The sequence below is a fragment of the Bradyrhizobium nitroreducens genome (assembly GCF_002776695.1).
Classification (GTDB): domain Bacteria; phylum Pseudomonadota; class Alphaproteobacteria; order Rhizobiales; family Xanthobacteraceae; genus Bradyrhizobium; species Bradyrhizobium nitroreducens.
On record NZ_LFJC01000003.1, the window covers coordinates 3,898,314 to 3,921,446 of the forward strand.

At 65.7% G+C, this 23,133-nt stretch carries 19 protein-coding genes; 12 read left to right on the top strand and 7 right to left on the bottom strand.

Annotation, left to right across the window (positions count from 1 at the left end):
* Positions 1–70 precede the first annotated feature (70 nt).
* From TSA1_RS18825 to TSA1_RS18855, 7 genes are all read left to right on the top strand, one after another.
* The gene (locus TSA1_RS18825) at positions 71–826 is read left to right on the top strand and encodes an alpha/beta fold hydrolase (RefSeq protein WP_174718970.1); all 756 of its coding nucleotides are present in this window, start codon (positions 71–73) and stop codon (positions 824–826) included.
* 38 nt (positions 827–864) lie between these two features.
* Positions 865–1,875, top strand: a complete 1,011-nt coding sequence (locus tag TSA1_RS18830; protein ID WP_100177655.1) for an aldo/keto reductase — start codon at positions 865–867, stop codon at positions 1,873–1,875.
* A gap of 95 nt (positions 1,876–1,970) precedes the next feature.
* Positions 1,971–2,822, top strand: a complete 852-nt coding sequence (locus TSA1_RS18835) for a VOC family protein (protein ID WP_100177656.1) — start codon at positions 1,971–1,973, stop codon at positions 2,820–2,822.
* A 77-nt stretch (positions 2,823–2,899) separates the two neighbouring features.
* A complete protein-coding gene (locus tag TSA1_RS18840; protein WP_245448345.1) occupies positions 2,900–3,322 on the top strand; it encodes a putative quinol monooxygenase in 423 nt (140 codons plus the stop codon).
* Positions 3,323–3,464: 142 nt separating this feature from the next.
* Positions 3,465–6,395, top strand: coding sequence for an ATP-binding protein (locus TSA1_RS18845; protein ID WP_100177657.1), 2,931 nt, complete (start codon positions 3,465–3,467; stop codon positions 6,393–6,395).
* Positions 6,396–6,471: 76 nt separating this feature from the next.
* On the top strand, positions 6,472–8,142 hold the full coding sequence (locus TSA1_RS18850) for a thiamine pyrophosphate-requiring protein (RefSeq protein ID WP_283814405.1): 1,671 nt from the start codon (positions 6,472–6,474) through the stop codon (positions 8,140–8,142).
* A gap of 86 nt (positions 8,143–8,228) precedes the next feature.
* Complete coding sequence (locus TSA1_RS18855) at positions 8,229–10,709, top strand: GAF domain-containing sensor histidine kinase (RefSeq protein WP_174718971.1); 2,481 nt, start codon at positions 8,229–8,231, stop codon at positions 10,707–10,709.
* A gap of 4 nt (positions 10,710–10,713) precedes the next feature.
* On the opposite strand, the gene TSA1_RS18860 is transcribed toward TSA1_RS18855, so the two are convergent.
* Both TSA1_RS18860 and TSA1_RS18865 read right to left on the bottom strand, forming a co-directional pair.
* Complete coding sequence (locus TSA1_RS18860) at positions 10,714–12,297, bottom strand: MDR family MFS transporter (protein ID WP_100177660.1); 1,584 nt, start codon at positions 12,295–12,297, stop codon at positions 10,714–10,716.
* Positions 12,298–12,462: 165 nt separating this feature from the next.
* Complete coding sequence (locus TSA1_RS18865; RefSeq protein WP_100177661.1) at positions 12,463–12,978, bottom strand: YcgN family cysteine cluster protein; 516 nt, start codon at positions 12,976–12,978, stop codon at positions 12,463–12,465.
* A gap of 294 nt (positions 12,979–13,272) precedes the next feature.
* Between TSA1_RS18865 and TSA1_RS18870 the strand changes: the two genes are divergently transcribed.
* From TSA1_RS18870 to TSA1_RS18880, 3 genes are read left to right on the top strand one after another with little or no spacing between them, the layout of a single operon-like run.
* On the top strand, positions 13,273–15,558 hold the full coding sequence (locus TSA1_RS18870) for a transglycosylase domain-containing protein (protein WP_100177662.1): 2,286 nt from the start codon (positions 13,273–13,275) through the stop codon (positions 15,556–15,558).
* Positions 15,559–15,567: 9 nt separating this feature from the next.
* Positions 15,568–16,146 carry a DUF1214 domain-containing protein gene (locus TSA1_RS18875; protein ID WP_100177663.1) on the top strand — a complete coding sequence of 193 codons (579 nt, stop codon included), beginning with the start codon at positions 15,568–15,570 and terminating at the stop codon, positions 16,144–16,146.
* Positions 16,143–16,727, top strand: coding sequence for a DUF1254 domain-containing protein (locus tag TSA1_RS18880; RefSeq protein ID WP_100177664.1), 585 nt, complete (start codon positions 16,143–16,145; stop codon positions 16,725–16,727). The genes TSA1_RS18875 and TSA1_RS18880 overlap by 4 nt, the downstream gene beginning before the upstream one ends.
* Positions 16,728–16,735: 8 nt before the next feature.
* Here the strand turns inward: TSA1_RS18880 and TSA1_RS41160 are convergent, their stop codons facing one another.
* The 5 genes from TSA1_RS41160 to TSA1_RS18905 all read right to left on the bottom strand — a co-directional run bounded on the left by TSA1_RS41160 (position 16,736) and on the right by TSA1_RS18905 (position 19,981).
* Positions 16,736–16,972 (bottom strand): hypothetical protein, encoded by a 237-nt coding sequence (locus TSA1_RS41160; protein ID WP_430649768.1) that lies wholly within the window; start codon positions 16,970–16,972, stop codon positions 16,736–16,738.
* Between the two features lie 64 nt (positions 16,973–17,036).
* A complete protein-coding gene (locus tag TSA1_RS18890) occupies positions 17,037–17,948 on the bottom strand; it encodes a phosphatase PAP2 family protein (protein WP_161497246.1) in 912 nt (303 codons plus the stop codon).
* Positions 17,949–18,222: 274 nt separating this feature from the next.
* Positions 18,223–18,501: a hypothetical protein gene (locus TSA1_RS18895; protein WP_145984334.1), complete on the bottom strand. Its 279-nt coding sequence runs from the start codon at positions 18,499–18,501 to the stop codon at positions 18,223–18,225.
* Positions 18,502–18,602: 101 nt separating this feature from the next.
* Complete coding sequence (locus tag TSA1_RS18900) at positions 18,603–19,028, bottom strand: hypothetical protein (protein ID WP_100177667.1); 426 nt, start codon at positions 19,026–19,028, stop codon at positions 18,603–18,605.
* Between the two features lie 242 nt (positions 19,029–19,270).
* Entirely contained in the window at positions 19,271–19,981 is a 711-nt protein-coding gene (locus TSA1_RS18905) for a sulfite exporter TauE/SafE family protein (protein WP_100177668.1), read from the bottom strand.
* Positions 19,982–20,256: 275 nt separating this feature from the next.
* On the opposite strand from TSA1_RS18905, the gene TSA1_RS18910 reads away from it, so the two are divergent.
* Both TSA1_RS18910 and TSA1_RS18915 read left to right on the top strand, forming a co-directional pair.
* The gene (locus TSA1_RS18910; protein ID WP_100177669.1) at positions 20,257–20,640 is read left to right on the top strand and encodes a DUF2946 family protein; all 384 of its coding nucleotides are present in this window, start codon (positions 20,257–20,259) and stop codon (positions 20,638–20,640) included.
* 177 nt (positions 20,641–20,817) lie between these two features.
* Positions 20,818–23,109, top strand: coding sequence for a TonB-dependent receptor (locus tag TSA1_RS18915; RefSeq protein ID WP_100177670.1), 2,292 nt, complete (start codon positions 20,818–20,820; stop codon positions 23,107–23,109).
* Positions 23,110–23,133: the final 24 nt, after the last annotated feature.

Here is a 23,133-nt window from a genome sequence, read left to right on the forward strand (position 1 = left end):
GCAGTGTGCGCCTGCGCTAGTGAAAGGCTCGTCAACGGCAATGTCGCCGTATCGAAGATCGGAGCCTGTTATGAAGACGCTCATCACTATGCTTGCCGCAATGTCGATCGCGACGGCCGCCCCCGCGGTCTCGGCCGAGAAGACCGTATCTATCGTCCTTGTCCACGGCGCCTTCGTCGACGGATCGGGCTGGAAGGACACCTACGACATTCTGTCGAAGGCCGGCTATGAGGTGCTCGTCGTCCAGCAGCCGACGATCTCGCTGCGTGACGACGTCGCGGAGACCGAGCGTGTGATCGCCAAGGCGCGGCATCCGGTGATTCTCGTCGGGCACTCCTATGGTGGAATGGTCATCACCGAAGCCGGCGACAACCCTAAGGTTCGCAGCCTCGTCTATCTCGCCGCATATGCGCCCGAGGCCGGGGAGTCGGTCAGCACGCTGTCGGAAATACCCGTGCCGGCCGGCGAGCACGCGGGTCCGCTGGTCAAGGAGGGCAATTATCTCTTCGTCGACCACGATAAATTCCCGACCGCGTTCGCCGCCGGCGTCGATGCCGCAACGGCCCGCTTCATGGCTTCGGCGCAATTGCCGTTTGGATTGCAGGCGGTGCAGACCAAGGTCGAGCGCGTGGCCTGGAAGACGAAGCCGACCCATTACATGGTGACGATGGAGGATCACATTATCCCTCCGAGCTTACTGCGCTCCATGGCCAAGCGCTCGGGCGCGAAGGTGACGGAGATCAAAAGCAGCCACGCGGTGATGCTGGCGCATCCACGCGAGGTCGCTGCCTTCATCAGAAGCGCTGACACCTCAGCAACCGACTGAGATCGGTCCCACGGCCGTCACACGCAAGGATTCGCAACATGGCCCTCAAGACTATTCTGCCGGGCAAGCTTGGCTTCGGCGCCGCGCCGCTCGGCAACATGTTCCGCGACATCCCCGAGCAGGAAGCGCGCGCAACGGTGAATGCGGCCTGGGACGACGGCATCCGCTACTTCGACACCGCGCCGTTCTACGGCGCGGGCCTCGCCGAGATCCGCTTGGGCGCGGCACTCGCCGGCCGGCCGCGCAACGACTACGTGGTCAGCACCAAGGTCGGCCGCCTGATCCTGGACGAGATCGAGGATGTCGGCGCACGCGACCTCGGCGAGAAGGGCGGCGTCTTCAAATACGGCCGTCCGAACAGGATCGTGAACGATTACTCCGCCGATGCCACGCTGCGTTCGATCGAGGACAGCCTGAAGCGGCTCGGCACCTCCCACATCGACATCGCCTTCGTGCATGACGTCGCGCAGGATTTTTACGGCGACGAGTGGCTGTCGGTGTTCGAAAGCGCGCGCAAGGGCGCGTTCAGGGCGCTCGACCGGCTGCGCGACGAGGGCGTGATCAAGGCATGGGGACTCGGGGTCAACCGTGTCGAACCGATCGAGCTGCTGCTCGCGCTCGAAGAGCCGCGCCCCGACGGCTTCCTGCTCGCGGGCCGCTACACGCTGCTCGACCACGCAAGGGCGCTTCAGCGAGTGATGCCGATGGTGGCCGAGCACGAGCTCGCGATCGTCGTCGGCGGCCCCTACAGTTCGGGCGCGCTGGTCGGCGGCCCGAACTTCGAATATGCCCCGGCGCCTGCGGAGATCCTCAGCAAGGTGGCACGGATCAAGGCCATCGCGGACCGCTACGGCATCAGCATGAAGGCGGCAGGCCTGCAGTTCGCGCTCGCCAGCCCCGTGGTCGCGGCCGTCATTCCCGGTGCGAGCCGCCCGGGCCGCATCGCCGAGGATCGCGCAGCGCTCGAGGAAGCCATTCCCGCCGATTTCTGGCGTGAGCTCCGTTCGGAGGGGCTCGTCAACGCCGCAGCACCGCTTCCCGCCGCCTGAGGTGTCGCGAGCGCAGCAGATTGATCCCGGTCGGGCACCGCTCCCGCCGGCAGGACAACGCACGCAAGATCCACCGAACCAACAAGTAGAGCGACATGACAGATGAAGCCGACAACGCCACCGATATGGGCCGCCGCACCCTGCTCCAGACCGCCGGCGCGGCCGTCGTCACGGGCCTCGTCGCCGGCACGGCAGAAGACGCGCAGGCCGCGACGCAGGGCGCCAACGGCATGTCGCCGGCCGACCGCAACGAGGCGCCGCTCGGCGCACGGCTCCAGGGCGTCCAGCATTTCGGGCTGACAGTCCAGAACATGGAGCGGGCCTATCAGTTCTATACGGAAGTGCTCGGCGGCGCCGAGGTGTTCCGTCACGGCGACTTCCAGGGCGACGAGGTGCAAAACACGCTGCTGGCCGACCAGGAAATCGAGGCGAATGCACGCGGGGTCAATCCGCGGACGATCGGCGTTCCCGACCTCAGAAGCGGAGCGCAGAGGCTCGATGTCCGCTTCATCCAGTTCGACAACATGGTGCTCGAACTGCTGCAATATCGTGAATCCGATCAGCCGATGGGCAGTGCAAAGAGCTTTGCCGAGCCGGTGGAGCACATGAGCCCGGCCTTTCCGCGCATGATGCACATCTGCTTCTACGTTCGCGACGACGTCGACTTCAACAAGTTCATTGCCGACCTCGAAGCCGAATCCGCACGCCGCGGCATGACGCAGGTGAGAGCGAACCGCATCATCCGCGTTATAACGGAGGCGGAGCGCAAGGCCGCGCCCCGCAACGCCAACACCAACCGGGTGACCGCGGAACCTTCCAACGGCTGGGAGCTGATCTATTGCAAGGGGCCGGAAGGCGAGCAGCTCGAATTCGTCAAGGCGCTCGGCCCCGTCAAGCAGCGCTTCAGCGAGGCTCTCGCAAAGCGACAGCAGACAATCGTGCGCTGATCCCTCAAATGCCGGGCGGCCGGCGGGCGCCGGTTGCCCGGCGAAGCGCTCACGATCTCGATGTGAAGGACTTCGTCATGAAAACTCTGCTCCGCAACTCGCTTGGCGTCCTGCTGTTCGCCGCCTCGACGGCCATGACGGCGGCAGCGGTCGTCGCCCAGGAAGCCCCACGCGTGCGCTATCAGGAGATTCCCGAAGGCGCCTATTCGGTGGTGGCCCAGGTGCGCGCCAAGGCCGGGAAGGAAGACGCTTTGCGTGCGGCCACGCTTCCCCTGATCGACCTCGTTCGCGGCGATCCCAAGAACCTGGTCTATTTTCTCCAGGAAGACCGCGCCAAGCCCGGTCATTTTATCTTCTACGAGGTCTTCGCCAGCCAGGCTGATTTCGACGCGCATAACGCCATGCCTTATGTGAAGGACTGGTTCGCCAAGCTTCCGGAACTTGCCGATGGCGGCGTCGAAGTGATGCACATGGCGGTTCTTGGCGTGCCCAAGAAATAGCCAGCCCCACGAGCGATCTTGTCGCAGCCATTCTGCCGGCAAGTGCGGGCAGCAATCGTGCGAATTCAGAACCGCTCACTTCAACAGGTTTGCAGCGCATGATAATTTGCGGACGATCTGTTCGATCGATTGGCAATGAGCAATGCAGGCTGGCACCGAGACACGGCAACGGGGCACACGCCGACAGGAACTCACATACTGCTTCGGGCCATTTCGATTGGTTCCCCGCCGCCAACTGCTCCTTTTCGACGGGCGCCCCGTCAAATTGGGCGGGCGCGCATTCGAGCTCCTGCAGCTGCTGGTGCAGCGCCGCGGCGAGCTGGTCAGCAAGACTGAGCTGATGGCGGCGGCCTGGCCGGGCACCTTCCTTCACGACAGCAATCTCAAGGTCAACATGTGGAGCTTGCGGCGTTCGCTGGGCGATACCCAGATCGAGCCCGTCTACATCGCGACCGTGGCGCGCCGCGGCTACAAGTTCATCGCGGAGGTGCAGACCAGCATCGGCGAGATCGAGGACGATCTCCCGCACGCCGGACCGGCTCCCTTGTCCAGGCCGCCCTCGTTGCGCGGCATCGTCGGCCGTCAAGCGGAAATCGTCGAAATCGCCGATCTGTTGGCCGACAACAGGCACGTGACCCTGGCCGGCACAGGAGGAATCGGCAAGACGACGGTTGCCGTTGCGGTCGCCCGGGCGTTTGCGCCACGGTGCCGCGACGGCGTCTGCTTCGTCGATCTCGCCACGATTTCCGATCCGACGTTGTTCGGCGCGGCGCTGGTGACGGCACTGGGCATCAGAGGCAATACGGACAATGGTCTTGCGGTGGCCCTCGATTATCTGAGGCCGCGGCAGATGCTGCTCATTCTCGACAATTGCGAGCATGTGCTGCCCGCCGCCACGATCTTCGCCGGCAGGTTCCTGAGTGACACATCGCCGTCCAGGCTGCTGGCGACGAGCCGGGAACCGCTCGGCACCGCCACCGAGCATGTCGTGCGGCTTGGCTCGCTGCCCTCACCCAAGCCCGGCCTCGCCCTCACCGTCGATCAGGCCGTCAGGTTTCCGGCAGTGCAGCTGTTCGTCCGCCGCGCCGCCGAATGGTCGGACTACCGGTTCGTCGACGATGATTGCGAGGCCGTCGCCGCGATCTGCCACGCGCTCGGCGGCCTTCCGCTGGCCATTGAACTGGCGGCAGCCCAGATCGGCAGATTCAATCCTCGCGAACTAGTCGCGATGCTCGATCAGGAGCTGGGCTTTCGCGCCCCGAGCGCCGAGGGCACGCCGCCGCGCCATGAGACCCTGATGGCGACGATCGACTGGAGCTTCCGGCTGCTGTCGCAGAAGGAGGCCAGGCTGTTCGGCCTGCTGTCGGTGTTCAGCGACGCCTTTGCCGCCGAGGATGCGGTCTTCGTCGCGGAAGCGGCAGGGCTCACGCCGATCGACGTCGTCACCGGCCTCGGCAGTCTCGTCGCCAAATCGCTCCTGAGCGCGCAGGCCCGCGGAGCGCACCTTCGCTACCGGCTGCTTGACAGTACACGCCGCTATGCGGCCGAGCGCCGCCAGGCCGATCCGGCCTGCAGCCAGGCGCTGCGCCGCCATGCGGAGCGTGTGCTTGCGCTGTTCGAACAGTCCGAGGAGGAGTGGAACTGGCGCGAGCCGGCCGACTGGACACAGCGCTACCTTGGACGCATCGCGGATTTACGCGCAGCTCTTTCATGGGCCGTCAGCGAGGAAGGCGATCCCGTCCTCGGAATCAGGCTGACGGTTGCAGCGATCACCTTGTGGTCGGAAACCTTCATCCTGTCGGAAGCGCAAGCGCGGCTGGAGGACGCGCTCGCCTTGGCCAAGACCGTCGCGTGCGACGATCTGTCGAAGGCAAAGCTTGCCTGTGCCCTTGGATGGAGCCTGTTCTACGCCCGCAAGATGTCGAATGAGAACGAGATTGCCTGGCTCGATGCGATCGGCTTTGCAAGGCGCGCCGGCAACGTCGAGTATCGGCAGCGCACGCTGGTGGGCTTTGCCTTTTACCTGTTGCAGATCGGTCAGGTCCCGCGCGCCATAACCCATCTCGAGGAGGCCACCGCGCTGGCTGACCGGGACCCCGACCTGACGGCAACGTCCGAAGCCGATCGTGCGCTGGCCTGGGCCCACGCCTTCGCAGGTGAGTTGAGCAAGAGCCGCCCGGTGCTGGATCGTCTCGCGGCAACCTATTCGCTGGCCGCAGGCCGTTCGCGCAAGGATGCGAACGAGGTCTACCGGTTCATCACCGTCCGCTTCAACCTGCCCTTCGTGGCGTGGATGCAAGGGCAGCCCGACTACGCGGCGAGGCTGGCCCGCGACGCCGTCGATGCCGCGGACCGCAGCGGCCATTGGGTGTCGCAATCGAACGCACTCGGGCTTGCCGCACTTCCCGTCGCGCTCGAAACCGGAAATCTTGACGCGCTCGAGAACTTCACCGAACGGCTGCGACGCAACCTGGAACGTGAACGCATCTCGCGCTGGGTTCCGGTCGAGCGCTACTTCTCCGCCTGCCTTCGCGACCTGCGCGGCGATCCGCGCGCGGTGGAGGATATTCGCGCGGCGATCGACGAACTGATCGAATGCCGCTTCCTGATGCGGATCGGCAGCTATCTCGCGGTCCTCGCCCGCGCCTATCTGCGACAGGGGCGGATCGCGGAGGCGCGCGAAGCCATCGCGCGGGCGATCGACCATCAGGAACGCCAGGGCGAGCGCTGGTGCCGCCCGGAACTACAGCGGATCGACGCAGCGGTCCTTCTTCACGCCGGCGAGCCGCTGCGTGCCGAAAAGCGGTTGCAGCAGGCGCTCGCCGAAGCCCGCGCCATCGGCGCGATGACCTTCGCCTTGCGCATCTCCACCGACCTCGCCGCACACTGGATGGCGACCGACCGCAGGCCCAGGGCCGTTCGGCTGCTCGCTCCGATTTACGACGAGTTCGCCGAGGGCTTCGAGACGCCGGATCTGGTTGCCGCATCGCGCCTGTTGCAGCGCATGCGGCCGGCGCAGGGCGGCTGCGGCCATTTCCGCTCGGCGGCGCCGGTGCACGCTCGCGGTGCATAGCAGGCCTACCGCCGCGCCCATCGCGCGCGCTTTACGCTTCCCGGGATTCCTGATCCTCTCTCCCCCAACCGGCCGGATCAACCGGCCAAGCCTCAGAGGGGAGAGAGACGCCATGAAGCTCGGCACCGCCATTGCGGAAATCATGCGACGCGAGGGGATCGAGATCCTTTGCGGCTATCCCGTCAACCATCTGATCGAGCACGCGGCCAAGGCCGAGATCCGCCCGGTGATGGTGCGGCAGGAGCGCGTCGGCATCCACATGGCGGATGCGATCTCGCGGGTGACGTCGGGACGCTCGATCGGCGCGTTCTGCATGCAGCATGGGCCCGGCGCGGAGAACGCGATGGGCGGCGTCGCGCAATGCTTCGGCGAGTCCGTTCCCGTCCTGGTGCTGCCGATGGGCTACCAGCGCCGGCTCGCGCATATCGAGCCGAACTTCAATTCCAGCGAGGCGATGAAGCCGTTCGCGAAATCCTCCGAGCCGATCATCCTCGCGGCTGAAGTCGCCAACATCTTCCGCCGCGCCTTCACAAAACTGAAGAACGGCCGCGGCGGGCCTGTGATCGTCGAAATTCCCTCCGACATGTGGAACGAGGAGGTGCCGGAGCCGCTGAACTACACGCCGGTGCTGCGCACGCGTTATGGCGCCGACCCTGTTCACGTGAAGGAAGCAGCCAGCCTGCTCGTCAACGCCAAGCGTGCGGTGATCTATGCCGGCCAGGGCGTGCATTACGCGCAGGCCTGGCCGCAGTTGAAGCGGCTCGCGGAGCGGCTGGCGATTCCCGTCACCACCAGCCTCGGCGGAAAATCCGCGTTCCCGGAAACCCATCCGCTCTCGCTCGGCTCCGGCGGCCTTGCGGTGCCGCGCGCGGTGCCGAAATTCCTTACTGATGCCGACGTCATCTTCGGCATCGGCTGCTCGTTCACGGAAACGAACTTCGGCATCGCGATGCCGAAGGGCAAGACCATCATCCATTCCACGCTCGATCCCAATCATCTCAACAAGGACGTAGAAGCCAAGATCGGCCTCGTCGGCGATGCCGGCCTGGTGCTCGATGCGCTGCTGGAGGAGATCGGCAAGACCGTCACTGCGGATCGCGATGCCTCGGCGGTCGCTGCCGAGATCGCCGCCTCGCACAAGGAATGGCTGGCGAAATGGATGCCGAAGCTCACCAGCAACGACGCGCCGCTCAGCCCCTATCGCGTGCTGTGGGACCTGCAGCACACCGTCGACATCGACAACACCATCATCACGCATGATGCCGGCAGTCCGCGCGACCAGCTTTCGCCGTTCTGGAGGTCGACACAACCCCTCACCTATCTCGGCTGGGGCAAGACCACGCAACTCGGCTACGGCCTTGGGCTCGCGATGGGCGCCAAGCTCGCAAAGCCCGACAAGCTCTGCATCAATGTCTGGGGCGATGCGGCGATCGGCTTCACCGGCATGGATTTCGAGACCGCGGTGCGCGAGCGCATCCCGATCATGTCGATCCTGCTGAACAATTTCTCGATGGCGATCGAATTGAAGGTGATGCCGATCTCGACGGAGAAATATCGTTCCACCGATATTTCCGGCGACTACGCCGCCATGGCGCGCGCCTTCGGCGGCTATGGCGAACGGGTGGAGAGACCCGAAGACATCATCCCCGCGATCAGGCGCGGCATCCAGAAGACAAGGGAAGGCATCCCGGTGCTGCTGGAGTTCATCACCAGCAAGGAGACGGAAGTGTCGCGGCCGGGCACATGAGGCAAGCCGGGCGCTGGCTCCGGCCGCAGGGGATGTGATAATCCGGCCTGGTGCTGCGTCTGTCGTGGCATCGAGCCGGATTGCGAATGACCACCCCTCCGAAGACTGTCGCCGATGAGCTCGCAGCCGAGAATGCGCGGCTGCGCAGCGAGCTCGCGATTGCGCGGGACCGCCAAAGCGCCAGCGCCGAGATCCTGCGTACCATCGCGGCCTCGCCCTCCGATGCCCGGCCGGTGTTCGAGGCAATTGCGTCGAGTTCCAGGCGCCTGCTCGGCGGCTTCTCCGCCACCGTGCTCCGGTTCATCGGCGATGAGCTGCATCTCGTCGCCTACACGCCGACCAGCCCCGAGGCTGACGAAGGGCTCAAGGCCTCGTTCCCGCGCAAGATCTCGGAGTTTCCGACCTTTGCCCTGGTGCGCGGCGGCGAGACGATCCAGTTTCCCGACAGCGAGGCCGCTGACGTCCCGCAGCTGAACCGCGAGCTGGCGCGGCTGCGCGGCTTCCGCAGCGTGCTGTTCATGCCGCTGATGAACCGCGGCACGCCGGTCGGCATGATCAGCGTCACGCGCGCCGAGCCGGGCGCGTTCGCGGCCGATCTCGTCGAGCTGCTGCAGACCTTTGCCGACCAGGCCGTGATCGCGATCGAGAATGCACGCCTGTTCAACGAGACGAAAGAGACGCTGGAACGCCAGACCGCAACCGCCGACATCCTCAAGGTGATGGCGGCCTCGCCCTCCGACGTGCAGCCGGTGTTCGACGCCATCGCCGCCAACGCCAACCGGCTGATCGGCGGCTTCTCCACGGCGGTGCTGCGCTATGTCGACGGCGCGGCCCACCTTGCCGCCTTCACGCCGACCGATCCGGCCGGCGATCGGGTGCTGCAGGCCTCGTTCCCGGTCCCCTTCGCGCGCTTCCCGCCCTACCCGCTCGTGGCCAAGGGGGCCGCGGCGCAATTGCCCGACACCGAGCTGGAGCCGGCCGCGCGCGACATCGCGCGCGCCCGCGGCTATCGCAGCATGCTGTTCGCGCCCCTGATGAGCGAGGGCGAGGCGATCGGCCTCATCATCGCGACACGCCGCGCGACCGGTGCGTTCGCCGACCATCACGTGCGGCTGCTGCAGACCTTCGCCGACCAGGCGGTGATCGCCATCAAGAATGTCAGCCTGTTCAATGCGACGCGGGAGGCGCTGGAGCGCCAGACCGCGACCGCCGACATCCTCAAGGTGATCGCCGCCTCGCCCGCCGACGTCACGCCGGTGTTCCAGGCCATTTCCGACAGCGCCAAGACGCTGATCGGCGGACATTCGTCCACCGTCACCCGCCTCAAGGACGGCATGCTGCACCTGGCCGCCTTCACCACCGACAACGAAGCCGGCAATGCCGATCTGCTCAGTTCGTTCCCCGCACCGCTGGCGTCGCCGGGGATTCACAGCCGGGTCGCTCTAAGCGGAGAATATGCCTTCCGCAGCGACATGCAGAACGAGCCTGATCTGACCGAGGCCATGAAGGAGCTGGCGCGCACCCGGGGCTATCGCAGCATCCTGGTGGTGCCGATGCTGCGCGACGGCATCGCGATCGGCACCATCGCGGTGACGCGACCCGAAGCTGGCCAATTCCCGGACAAGGCGATCAACCTGCTCAAGACCTTCGCCGACCAGGCCGTGATCGCGATCGAGAACACGCGCCTGTTCAACGAGGTGCAGGATCGCACGCGCGAGCTTGCGAAATCGCTCGACGATCTGCGCGCGGCGCAGGACCGGCTGGTCCAGACCGAAAAGCTCGCTTCCCTCGGCCAGCTCACCGCCGGCATCGCGCACGAGATCAAGAACCCGCTCAACTTCGTCAACAATTTTGCCTCGCTCTCGGCCGAATTGACCGACGAGCTGAACGAGGTGCTCGCACCCGCCGCCCTTGCTGACGATATCCGCAGCGAGGTCGACGAGCTCACGGGGCTCCTGAAGGACAATCTCGAAAAGGTCGTGCAGCACGGACGGCGCGCCGATTCCATCGTCAAGAACATGCTGCTGCATTCGCGCGAGGGCGGCGGCGAGCATCGGCTGAGCGACGTCAACGCGGTGGTCGAGGAAAGCCTCAACCTCGCCTATCACGGGGCGCGGGCCGAGACGCCGCAGTTCGACGTGACGCTCGAACGCGACTTCGATCCCGCGGCAGGCTCGGCCGATGTGTTTCCGCAGGAGATCACGCGGGTGCTGCTGAACCTGATCGGAAACGGCTTCTACGCGGTCACCAGGCGCAAGGCGGACAACGCGGCGGCCGGTTACGAGCCGGTCGTGACCGCCGCGACCCGCGACCGCGGCGATCACGTCGAAATCCGCATCCGCGACAACGGCACGGGCATCCCGGACGAGGTGAAGGAGAAGATGTTCAATCCGTTCTTCACCACCAAGCCGGCCGGCGAAGGCACCGGGCTCGGACTGTCGATGAGTCACGACATCGTGGTGAAGCAGCATGGCGGCACGATCGACGTCGCGACCACGCCTGGCGAGTTCACCGAATTCACCATTCTGCTGCCGCGGAGGAGCAGCTTCCCGGATGCTGCGGGCTAGCGCCCTACTCCGCCATCTCGACGGGCTGCTGCGCCGAGGGGCCGGCCAGCGGCCGCTCCTCCATCGCGATCAGGCACAGCGCGGCGGTGGTCATCAGCGCGGTGGCGGCGCCGAACACGTAGCGGAAGGCGTGCCGCATGTCCTCGGCGGGAATGGCGACGCTACCGGCGGCGTGGTGCTCGCCGGCGAGCGGAACGTCGATGCCGAGCGCGATGAGCAGGATCGCGGCGAAGGCGGCGACCGTGAACGAGGACATCAGCGAGCGGAAGAAGTTCATCGCGCCGGTGATGGTGCCGACTTGCGGGCGCGCGACCGAGTTCTGCAGCGAGACCACGCAGACCGGGAACGTGGTGCCGAGCCCGAGCGCGAACGCCGCCATCAGTGTGAGCAATCCCCACAGCGGCAAGGTGGTGAGCGTGAGGCCGAGGCCGCACAGCGCGGCCCAGGACGTGCCGATGATGGCGACGCGCTTGTAGTGTTTTGCCCGGGCCATGGTGCGGCCGGCGACGGCCGCGCCGACGGTCGAGACCGCCGCGAGCGGGATCAGCGCAAGCCCCGCCTCGCTTGCACTCAAATGGTAGACCGACTCGTAATAGAGCGGCAGCTGCACGGTGAGGCCGGTGATCGCCCCGAGCCCGCAGCCGCCGGCGGTCAGCGCGAACGGCGCCACCGATCCCGTCAGCAAGGGCAGCGGCAGGAACGGCTCGTCGGCCCGCCGCGCGTGCCACACGAAGCTGACCGCGAGCGCGACGGCACCACCCACCATCGCCAGCACGGTCGGCGACAGCCAGGGATAGCGCGTGCCGCCCCAGGTCAGCACCAGCATGAAGACGACGGCGGAGGCCATCAGCAATACGCCGCCGAGCCAGTCGACCTTGCGCTTGCGGTGGAACACCGGGATCTTCTTCATCTTCGGCAGCAGCATCACGATGGCGGCGGCCGCGAGCGGCAGATTGATCCAGAAGATCATCGACCAGTGCAGATGCTCGGCGAACACGCCGCCGATGACGGGGCCGAGGATACCGCCGACCATCCAGACGCTGGAGAAATAGGCCTGGTACTGGCCGCGCTCGCGCGGAGAGACGACGTCGGAGATCACGGTCTGCACGACCGGCATGATGCCGCCGCCGCCGAGCCCCTGCAGGCCGCGCGCCAGGATCAGCATCGGCATGTTCGGCGCGATCGCGCACAGCACCGAGCCCGCGACGAACAGGCTGAGCGAGATGATGATCATGGCGCGGCGGCCATAGATGTCGCTCAAGGTGCCGAACACCGGCGCGACCGCGGTCGAGGCGAGCAGATAGGCGGTGATGACCCAGGAGAGATTGGAGACGTCCTGGAACTGGCGCCCGATGGTCGGCAGCGCGGTCGCCACGATGGTCTGGTCGAGCGCCGCCAGGAACATCGTCAGCATCAGGCTGATGACGATGGTGCGGACCTCGTCCTGTGACAGCGGCGCCGGCGGCGTGATGGACGGGGCGTCATCGACGCTGATGACCTCGCTCGGCAGCCGGGACAGCTCCTCGGCAAGGTCGTCGGGCAAAGTCTGGATGTCGGCAGAACTGCTCCGCCGGTCGAACTTGTTCATCTCGCTCGGATGCCGTGTGGCGGCGCAACGCCGCGTAGGATTCGTTCTATGCAGCCCAATGTAGACAGCAAAGATCTTCCCAGGCAGGCACCGCGGCGCATGGGTGCATCCCGCCCCCGGGTCATCCCGAACCCGTGATCGTCGCCAGGACCTGACGGCGGCGGCTCAGTCCTTCGGACGTCGCTTCAGGCGGGCCCGTTTCGGCAGCTGCGCCGGCCATTGCACGATGTGGTTCTCGAGCTCCTCGTCCGGAATCTCCTCCTCGCTGCCCTCGACACGGTCGCGCACGGAGACACCGGCGTCATGCACGGTGTTGGGATCGCCGGAGACCAGGGGATGCCACCAATAGAGGTCGCGCCCCTCGGCAACGAGCTTGTAGCCGCAGCTCGGCGGCAGCCAGTTCAGGGTGCGGACATTGGCCGGCGTCAGGCGGACGCAATCCGGAACCTTGTCGGACCGATTCGGATAGTCCTTGCAGGCGCAGCTCGTCCCATCGAGCAATTTGCAGCCGATATGGGTGAAATAGATCTTCCCTGTATCCTCGTCCTCGAGCTTGTTCAGGCAGCAGCGCCCGCAGCCGTCGCACAGGCTTTCCCATTCGACCGCCGACATCTCTTCCAACGTCTTGGTTTTCCAGAAGAATTCTTCCTGCGGGGAAGGTCGTTTGGGAGCTGCGGTCATGCGCCTCAACAAGGTTCGAAAGAGTGACGGCGACGCCATCTAGGCCGTAGCACCGGGATGCCGCAAGCAGGCGCCTTTCGAGGCCCGTAATGAACCGGGGTCAATTAGGCCTGTTGTTCAAAATCGCGAGCGTGACCATTGGTTTATGGACCCCGCTCGGCTAGAAGGAACATGAAGTCCCCCCTCGGATGCGAACCGGGCGCCTTGGGTTTGCCGCAACATTCCCGCAAGACGTTTCGGTGCCGCCCCGGCCGGGTGCTTGAACGCTGTCGAAGCGAGCCTCAAGGGTTCTAGGTGGTCCAGAATACACCATCCAACTGGAAGAGCCGCATCCGGAATTTCTTTCTGGACCTCGACGCGCGCATCGACTCCTCGCTGTTCTCCTCGGCCAAGGGCATCCGCGAGCTCTACGAGCGCTACTCGACCTTCATGGACCGGTTCTATGTCGGACGCTGGAAGCGCTGGGTGTTCATCGAGCCGCTGTCGGAAGCCGCAACCCTCGGCCTCGGCGGCCTCATCGTGATGCTCACGCTCGCCATCCCCGCCTTCCGCGAGACCGCGGACGAGGACTGGCTGAAGAAGTCCGACCTCGCGGTGACCTTCCTCGACCGCTACGGCAATCCGATCGGCAGCCGCGGCATCAAGCACAACGACTCGATCCCGCTGGAAGATTTTCCTGACGTGCTGATCAAGGCGACGCTGGCGACCGAAGACCGCCGCTTCTACGAGCATTTCGGCATCGACATCGCCGGCACCGCGCGCGCGCTCGTCACCAACGCGCAGGCCGGCGGCGTCCGCCAGGGCGGTTCCTCGATCACCCAGCAGCTCGCCAAGAACCTGTTCCTGAGCAACGAGCGCACCATCGAGCGCAAGGTCAACGAGGCCTTCCTCGCGGTCTGGCTGGAATGGCGCCTGACCAAGAACGAGATCCTCAAGCTGTATCTGGACCGCGCTTACATGGGCGGCGGCACCTTTGGCGTGGATGGAGCTGCGCATTTCTACTTCAACAAGTCGGCGCGCGACGTGACGCTGGCCGAAGCGGCGATGCTCGCCGGCCTGTTCAAGGCGCCGACCAAATACGCCCCCCACATCAACCTGCCCGCCGCCCGCGCCCGCGCCAACGTCGTGCTCGACAATCTCGTCGATGCCGGCTTCATGACCGAGGGCCAGGTGTTCGGTGCCCGCCGCAATCCGGCCTTCGCGGTCGACCGCCGCGACGAGGCTTCGCCGAACTATTATCTCGACTACGCCTTCGACGAGATGCGCAAGCTGGTCGACACTTTCCCGAAGTCGTACACCGAGCGCGTCTTCGTGGTGCGGCTTGCCATCGACACCAACGTGCAGAAGGCGGCGGAAGACGCGGTGGAGAACCAGCTGCGCCAGTTCGGCCGCGATTATCACGCGACGCAGGCGGCGACCGTGGTGTCCGATCTCGACGGCGGCATCCGCGCCATGGTCGGCGGCCGCGACTATGGCGCCAGCCAGTTCAACCGCGCCACCGACGCCTATCGCCAGCCGGGTTCGTCGTTCAAGCCGTACGTCTACACCACGGCGCTGCTCAACGGCTTCACCCCGAACTCGATCGTGGTCGATGGCCCGGTCTGCATCGGCAATTGGTGTCCGCAGAACTATGGCCATTCCTATTCCGGTTCGGTGACGCTGACGCAGGCGATCACGCGCTCGATCAACGTGGTGCCGGTGAAGCTGTCGATCGCGATCGGCCAGAAGAACGAGCCCAAGGCCTCGAACCCGGCCAAGGTGGGCCGCGCCAAGATCGTCGAGGTCGCGCGCCGCTTCGGCCTGAAGGCGCCGCTGCCCGACACGCCGTCGATGCCGATCGGCTCGGACGAGGTCACCGTGCTCGAGCACGCCGTGGCCTACGTGACCTTCCCCAACCGCGGCAAGTCCGTGACGCCGCACTCCGTGCTCGAGGTGCGTACCGGCGCGGGCGATCTCGTCTGGCGCTGGGACCGCGACGGTCCGAAGCCGAAGCAGGCCATCCCGCCCAACATCGCCGCCGACATGGCAGGCATGATGAGCCACGTCGTCAGCGAAGGCACCGCGCGCCGCGCCGCCCTCGACGGCATCCCGACCGCGGGCAAGACCGGCACGACTAATGCGTATCGCGACGCCTGGTTCGTCGGCTACACCGGCAATTTCAGCTGCGCGGTGTGGTACGGCAACGACGACTATTCGCCGACCAACCGCATGACCGGCGGCTCGCTGCCGGCGCAGACCTGGCACGACATCATGGTCGCGGCGCATCAGGGCGTCGAGGTCCGGGAAATTCCCGGCGTCGGCATGGGCCAGAAGCTGCCGCCGCAGCACGTGACCAACGCGCAGGCCAACGCGGCGCCGAAGGTGCTGGAGACCAAGCCGGGTCCGCCGCCGGTCCTGACCAAGCGCGGCGCCGACATCCTGGTGCGCGTCGAGAAGCTGCTCGACGACGCCGCCAAGACCGCGAACAAATCGGCTGACAACGACGGCAAGCCGGCCAAGCCCTCGTCGACGAGCGCGCTCGCCTTCCCGCAGAACTATGCGGAAGAGAATGCGAACGCAGCCGCCCCGCGCAAGAACTGATCGAAACCCGTGCGGCTGATCCTGATCACATTGACGGCGCTCCTGCTTGCGACGGTCGTGGGCGTCGGCGCGACCTGGATGACGACGACGCGCGGCACCGAGATCGGCGCGCTGACCATCGGCGCCTGGACCGCCCGTCCCCGCACCGGCACCGCCGACGTCGACCCCTATTCGCGCGCCACCATCGTGCGCAACGGCGAGCTGCCGATCGGCACCGGCGACGGCGTCGCCTTCACCGCGCGCGCCGACGACAAGAAGAAGCCGCTCGACGGCCGCTGCGACGTGATCGTCTCCGGCGTGACGCCGCCGGCACGGTTCTGGACGCTGACGCTGTACGACCGCAAGGGCCATCTCGTCGCCAATTCGCTGCAGCGCTACGGCTTCACCAGCCAGGAGATCGTGCGCCAGTCCGACGGCTCGTTCGAGATCCGCATCGCCTCGCGCTCGCGTGCCGGCAACTGGCTGCCGACCGGCGGCATCGAGCGCTACACCTTGATGCTGCGCCTCTACGACACCCCGGTCGGCGTCGCCACGCGCACCCAGCGCGATGCGCCGATGCCCTCCATCTCGACGGTGGGCTGCTCATGATCCGCCTGGCGTTCACCATCGTTGCCGGGATCGTGCTGGGCCTCGTCGTCCATCTGGTCAGCGTGCTGGCACTGCCGCGGATCGCGACGCAGGACGCCTATTCGCGCCTGACGCCGATGACGAAGGTGAACGGCGTCACCCAGCTTCCCCTCGCCGATCCCTCGACCTCGCCGATGCCGTTCATGGATCCGGCCTTTGCGCTGGCGATCTGCCGCTATGACCTCACGGGCGGACCGATCAAGCTCACGGTCCCGGTGAGCCAGGCCTACACCTCGGTGTCGTTCTATACCCGCAACGAGATCGCCTATTACGCCATCAACGACCGCTCGGCAGGCCGCAAGGTGATCGAGCTCGATTTGATGACGGAGGCGCAGCACAACGAGCTGCCGGAGGACGAAGAGGTCACCGCGGCCGACCGCCTGATCATCGACTCGCCCAGCACCACCGGCCTGATCGTGATGAAGGCGCTCGCCCCCGAGCCCGGCCTGATGCCGCAGGCGCAGGCGACGCTGGCCGCCGCAACGTGCGGACCGCAGACCGAGCCGCCCGCCAAGGCCGAAGCGCCGCGCGGCCGGCGCTGAGCGGATATTTAGGCGAGCTCAATACAAAAACTGAAAAACAACCCCATGCACAGTAGCGGGGGTGTTGAAATCATTGCCTCTTCGAGAGCGCCAGGAAGCTGTCGCCGCGACGACACCGCTTTGACCCGTCCGGGCAAAACAGCGGCATGCTGGCGAAGATCGTCGTTCTCAATCAATGAATGATCTCGGCCAGGAAATCCCGCGCCCGCTCCGTCCCGCGCGAGGTCGACCATGATGTCGAGCACCTCCTTGACCATCCCGGGGGCGAGTGCGGAGATCGGCTCGTCAAATGCGCGCGGCCGGGCAACTTCAAACGACTTCGGATTTCGCGGGCACGGGATAGGCCCGTACCGTCGAGACATCCTCACCTTGACCCGCAAATTTACCGAGGGCGCGCCATTCCGTGGCGCAGATGCTAAGCGCGGCCAGGGCCACGCCTGCAAATACGTCGACGAAATAGTGTCCGCCGATCAACGGGGTTGCGATGAGCATGCCGCCGTTGAGGATCAAGGCTGCCGGGCGCAGCCACCAGACGGCCCAAAATCCCCACAGCGCGAGGATGGCCGCGGCGGCGTGGAAGCTGGGGAACGTGACGATTCCGGAAATCTGGGAGATCTGGAGAATGCGAAGCGAGCCGTCGCGGGCGAGCGGCAGGCGTTCGAGCTGGATGAGATAGCCCATCGCCTTGAAGTCTTGGGTATCGGCGGGCAACCCGTATTGCTGATACGTGCCGATGGCAGGCACCAGTGCCGACACGAGCGCGGTGACGCACACGGTCAGGGTGCAGGCCAGGACGAAGCGCTGCAGCCGCATGTAATTGCCGGTCAATCCGAGAACGATGGGAACGGTGAGCGTCGGCGACAGAATCATCGCGTAGAAGAAGACGGCGTATTGCAGAAGCCACGGCCGGGCGACGAAGAAATTGTAATAGGCGGGCCAGTCGAGCCCGAGGAGATTATCGAGATAGGCGAGGTTTGCGTCCTGCAGGGGAAGATTGGCCGAAGCTGCGATGTAGGTCAGCGGAGCCCCGAACAGTCCGACGACCGTCAGCTGCGCGATGGAGAGGAGGATGAAGGCCGAACGCGCTCCCCATGCCCGCGAGATCAGGTAGCGGCTGGAGATGACGAGACAGGCCGTCACGACCAAGCTCGTCACGAGCTCGACTTCGATGGCCACCGAGAAGCGTGATATTGCGAGAGTTCCCGCGAACAGCGCGCCCATGGCCGCCAGCGGGATCCAGCTGGCTTGATGAAGCCGCCAGCTCTCGCGCCGGTCATCCGCTTCCGCCATTGCAATCCACCCGCATAGCCGCTTTCGCGAAGGTTGTTGTTACGACGTGTTTCTATCGGTTGTAACAACCCGGATGTACGCGCGCACGAGTTAAGGACGATTGAATGCGCTTGGTCGACTTGAATCCAATTGAAGGAAATCTCGGGGAAAGATCGGATGCCGCTGCGTCTCATGCGCGGCATCGTCGCCCGACGTCTCGCGGACGTCAGCGCGCGAACTTGAAGTGAGCGAACGCCGCCGAAGCGGCCGTCAGCAATGCCGCAGCGATCCAGATCGGCACCAGCACGAAGATGGCGATCGCGCCCTGCCCGCAGTCACCGCACCCGAACCCAAACAGGATGGGAAAGAGACAGAGCAGGATGACGACGGAAAATCCGGTACCGAGCCAAACACCCCTCGCGCCCCATCGCGCGCCAAGAAGCCATGGCACGGCGGGAAAGCCGAAAGACAGACCGGCCAGGAGATTTACCAGAACGTCGAACATGATCTCGACCCGATCGCGAGCACCGCTCTTGGTCGGCAGCACGCGGCGAATGGTTCAAACTGATGCGATGGCACGCGCGCCCTCGTCATCGCCGCGCCGCCCTAACGCTCCTCGGTCGGATGCACCCATTTGTAGGGCGTGATGCTGCGCGTCGCCGTCAGCTTGATCATGTGGACGGGCGGCGCGGACCGTCCCTTTCGGCACGACCGGCACTTCAGCGAGGCCTCCAGCTTCCAGATCGGCGTATCACGCGGCCGGCGGATCGCATCGAGCGGCAGGCTCGCGCGCGTCTTGCACCTGTTGCACTCGACCTCGAGCCAGCCCATGCCGCCGTTGAGGCATTGGGCGATCGTCGGCGACGGCTGCGAGGGTCCGCCGTAACCTTCCATGCGGACCGACCAGGCTTCGGCTTCGGCGCGGTCGGCCTCGCGGACCGCCTTCTTCGCCTCCTCGCGCGCATGCTTGGCCGAAATTTCCGCACCGAGAATTCGGCCGCTCCAGATGACCTCGCGTGATTTGGTGCTCATGCCGCCATCAAAGCGAGGGCGAGCGGCGTTGGCAAATTATCGATAGCTGGTAGGCTGCATCTGCAATTCGATACTTCCGGTCGTGGGTGTGGAAAACTGACGCCGCAGTTCCCCCTGGCGAAGCCGCGCACGAACGGCCGACGTTCGAGCGCTGTCCACCGCAGCCATAGCGGCGGATCGAGTCACCCCGCCATTGCGGGCGACACTGCAGCGGCCGACGATCGAAGACGTCGGCAAGCCGGTCAGGTTCGGCACCACACGACCAAGGTCGAAGGCGACACGCCGGCGCTGACGATCCCCACTGCGATGATGGCGAGCGCGACCGTGTTTCTCAGCCATCCCGCGGTCGCGCGGCGCCGCAGCCACGGAAGTCCCAACCCGGCACCGAGCAGGACCGGAAGGGTGCCGAGACCGAATCCGCTCATCGCCAACGCGCCGCCGAGCGACGAGCCGGACAGCATGGCGTAGAACAACGCCGCGTAGACCATGGAACAGGGCAGAAAGCCCCAGACCGCACCGCTGACGAACAGCCCTAGCGTCGGCGGTAGATTCGTCGCACGCGCGGCCGTGCCGATCCTGGCGCTGACGGCCGCGGCCAGCCGCGACAGCCACGCCGGGAGCGACAGCACTTCGAGCATCGAAAATCCGATCCAGGCGAGAGCCGCGGCCGCGGCCCAACGCAGGATCGCATGGGCGAATGCGTGGTCGAACGATCCGAACACGCTCGATCCGATCGCGCCCACCGTGGCGCCTGCCAGCATGTAGGCCGAGATGCGTCCCGCGTTGATCAGAACCGTCGCCGTCAACAGACCCCGCCGCGGCCGGTTCGAGCCGAAGTCGGCGGCGAAGTGCAAGGAGGAAGCAATGCCTGCACACATGCCGAAGCAATGCAGGCTGGAGGAAAGGCCGAGCAGAAGCCCCGCGACGAACAATGGCTGGTCGAAATCGAACATTGCGGACGCAATTCATCCGAATTCGTCTCCGAAGGCATTGCGCCAGGTCAAAGTCCCCCTGCGTGCCGTCAATCGTGGACCAGCAGCTCCTTCGTTCCGATCGCCAGCGATCCGAAGGCGAAGGCCACCGGGATGAGGCTGCGAAGCAAAGCCAAGTGCGTCACGCGACCCGACGTGTTCGCGCGGCAACACCAGACACCCATCGACCGCGCCAGTCTCCTCCGGATTTGACTCGCTTTCCTCGTGTGGTAGGTGTGCCATCGGGGTACAGGTGAATGACACGGCTCGCTTTCAAGCGACGGATCGGCTGGGGCGCTGCGTTCATTGCAGCCTATGCTCTCGTCTTCAACGTCATCCTGTCCAGCATCCTCGTTGCGAGCGTATCTCCCACGGCCGCCGCGGCGGCTCATGAGCTGTGCATCAGCGGCGACAACACGGATGCAGCACGAACCGACGCGGACAAGACCAGCGGCAAGACCGCCGTGCATTGCCCGCTCTGCGCGGCGCACCATATCTCCGGTGCCCTGCCACCGCCTCACCCCACATTGGCCGGTCGCATTCCGCTGACGGCGAGTGCGGTCTATTCCTTCCGGCAGCGCATCATCGCCTACGCATGGTCGTTCGATCATCTGTCGCGTGGACCTCCTGCCCTGATCTGAAATTGCGCCAGGACGGCGCAGACGTTCGCCCGTCCGGTTCCTGCCCGCACCCGCCTTAGGGCGCGCGCGGGGGCGTTCGACCATTGCTCATTTCCGACATCATCGGCAGGGCCGCCAGCGCGCGCCCCGCTTCCCGTCATGCGCCGGCGTAATCGCTGGCCTCGCAAAGAAACGCTCATGTCCAACACATCAACCAGCCTGCGCCGGTCCATCCAGGCCGCGACGACGGCGCTCATCTCACCTGCCTTGCTCGGCGTGGCGTCGCTGCTGCCGCCCTTCGTCACAACGGCTTCCGCGCAATCGGCGGAGCGGCTGCCGCCGGTGACGGTCAATCCTGCGCAACAGCGCAAACGAAAGCCGCGTGCCGTCGTCACGGCCGCCCCGCCCGCCGCGACGCGAAGCGGAAGCACTGCGGCACCCGACCAGAGCGCAAGCTCGCCGCCGGCGTCGGTCAGCCTGCCGCCAACGGCAGGCTTCGACCGCGGCCTGTCGTCGAGCGATTCCGCCTCGCTCGTCACCGACCTGCCCGGCGGCGCGGCGTGGGGAGCCGGCGGCGTGTCGAGCCTGCCCGCGATCAACGGATTTGGCGCAGACCGGCTGCAGGTCGCGATCAATTCGATGTTGATCAGCCCGGCCTGCCCGAACGAAATGAATCCGCCACTGTCGTTCGTCAATCCGGCGATGATCGCGAAGATGCGGGCCTATCTCGGCGTCGGGCCGGTATCGGTCGGCGGCGACTATATCGGCAGCCGCATCGACGTCACGACCGCGCCGCCGGCCTTCGTGCCGGCACAGGCCGGATGGGTGACCAGCACGCAACTGTCGAGCTTCTTCCGCAGCAACGGCAACGCCTATGGTGTCGACGCCACCGCGACCATGGCCAACCACGACACCAGCATCACCTACACCGGCGGCTGGGTCCGTGCCGGCGATTACAGGGCCGGTGATGGGACGACCGTCAAGTCGACGCTCTACGAGACGCAGAACCATGCGATCAGCGTCTCGAAGCAGACGTTCGGAAATCTCTTCACGTTCCAGGTCGGCGGACAGTTCATTCCGTACCAGGGCTATGTCAACCAGTACATGGACATGGTCTACAACCGCGGCCTCTATGCGAACGGCCGCTACGAAGGCGTCTTCGACTGGGGCAAGTTCGAGGCCAGCGCCTTCGTGCACCAGATCCGGCACACCATGGGCTTCATCGCGCCCGACAAGGTGGCCGACATGCCGATGGATACCAAGGGCCTCGATGGCGGTTACGCGCTGAAGGCGACCGTGGCGCTGTCAGGCCACGACCTGCTGCGGATCGGCAACGAATTGGCGCTGAACCGGCTCGACGATTGGTGGAGGCCGGTGGCGGGGTCGATGATGATGAGCCCGAACAGTTTCATCAACATCAACGGCGGGACGCGCGACCGCGTCGGCACCTTCGTCGAGTGGGAACGGCACTGGGACCGGCAGTGGACCTCGATCGTCGGCCTGCGCAACGACGTCGTGTGGATGAACACCGGCAATGTGCAGGGCTACAACGCCATGGACTACGGCGCCGACGCGGCCGCGTTCAACGCGGTCAATCACGCCCGCACCGACGTTCATGTCGACGGCTCCGCCCTCCTCCGTTACGAGCCGAACGACATGAGCCAGTACGAATTCGGCTTTGCCCGCAAGACCCGCTCGCCGAATCTCTATGAGCGCTACGCCTGGTCCACCAATGCGATGGCGATGCAGATGATCGGCTGGTTCGGCGACGGCAACGGCTATGTCGGCAATCTCGATCTTGCACCGGAGAAGGCTCACACGATCAGCCTCACGGCCGGATGGCACGATCCCGCGCAGCGGGTCTGGGACGTCGAGGTCACGCCCTATGCCAGCTACGTGCAGGACTATATCGACGTCGATCGCTGCGCGACCGCAAGCTGCCTCGCGAGCAATCCCGCCAACCTGACCGCCAACACCGGCTTCGTCTACCTCCGCTTCGCCAACCACGACGCGACGCTCTACGGCGTCAATGTCGAGGGGCGGCTGACCGTGTGGGACAATCCGGTTTACGGCCAGGGACAGGTTCGCGGCCTGATCGGTTATGTCCGCGGCCAGCGCACCGACGGCGTGGACCTCTACCACATGATGCCTGTCAACGCGAAGCTCGCGCTCGACCATCGCCTCGGCGGCTGGACCAACAGCGTCGAGCTGCAGCTGGTCGGATCGAAGGACCAGGTCAGCCGGGTCCACAACGAGCTGACGACACCGTCCTACGCGCTGGTCAATCTGCGCACCGGCTATCAGTGGCAGCACGTGCGGCTGGATCTCGGCATCGACAATTTGTTCAACCAGAACTACTACCTGCCGCTCGGCGGCGCCGATCTGGTCGACTACAAGGTGGTCTCGATGATGGGCTCTTCGGCCGCCTACGGCTACAACGTCAAGGGACCAGGCCGTTCGTTCAACGCGCGGCTGGGGATCAGCTTCTGAAAACGCCGGACGTCACGCGGCGAC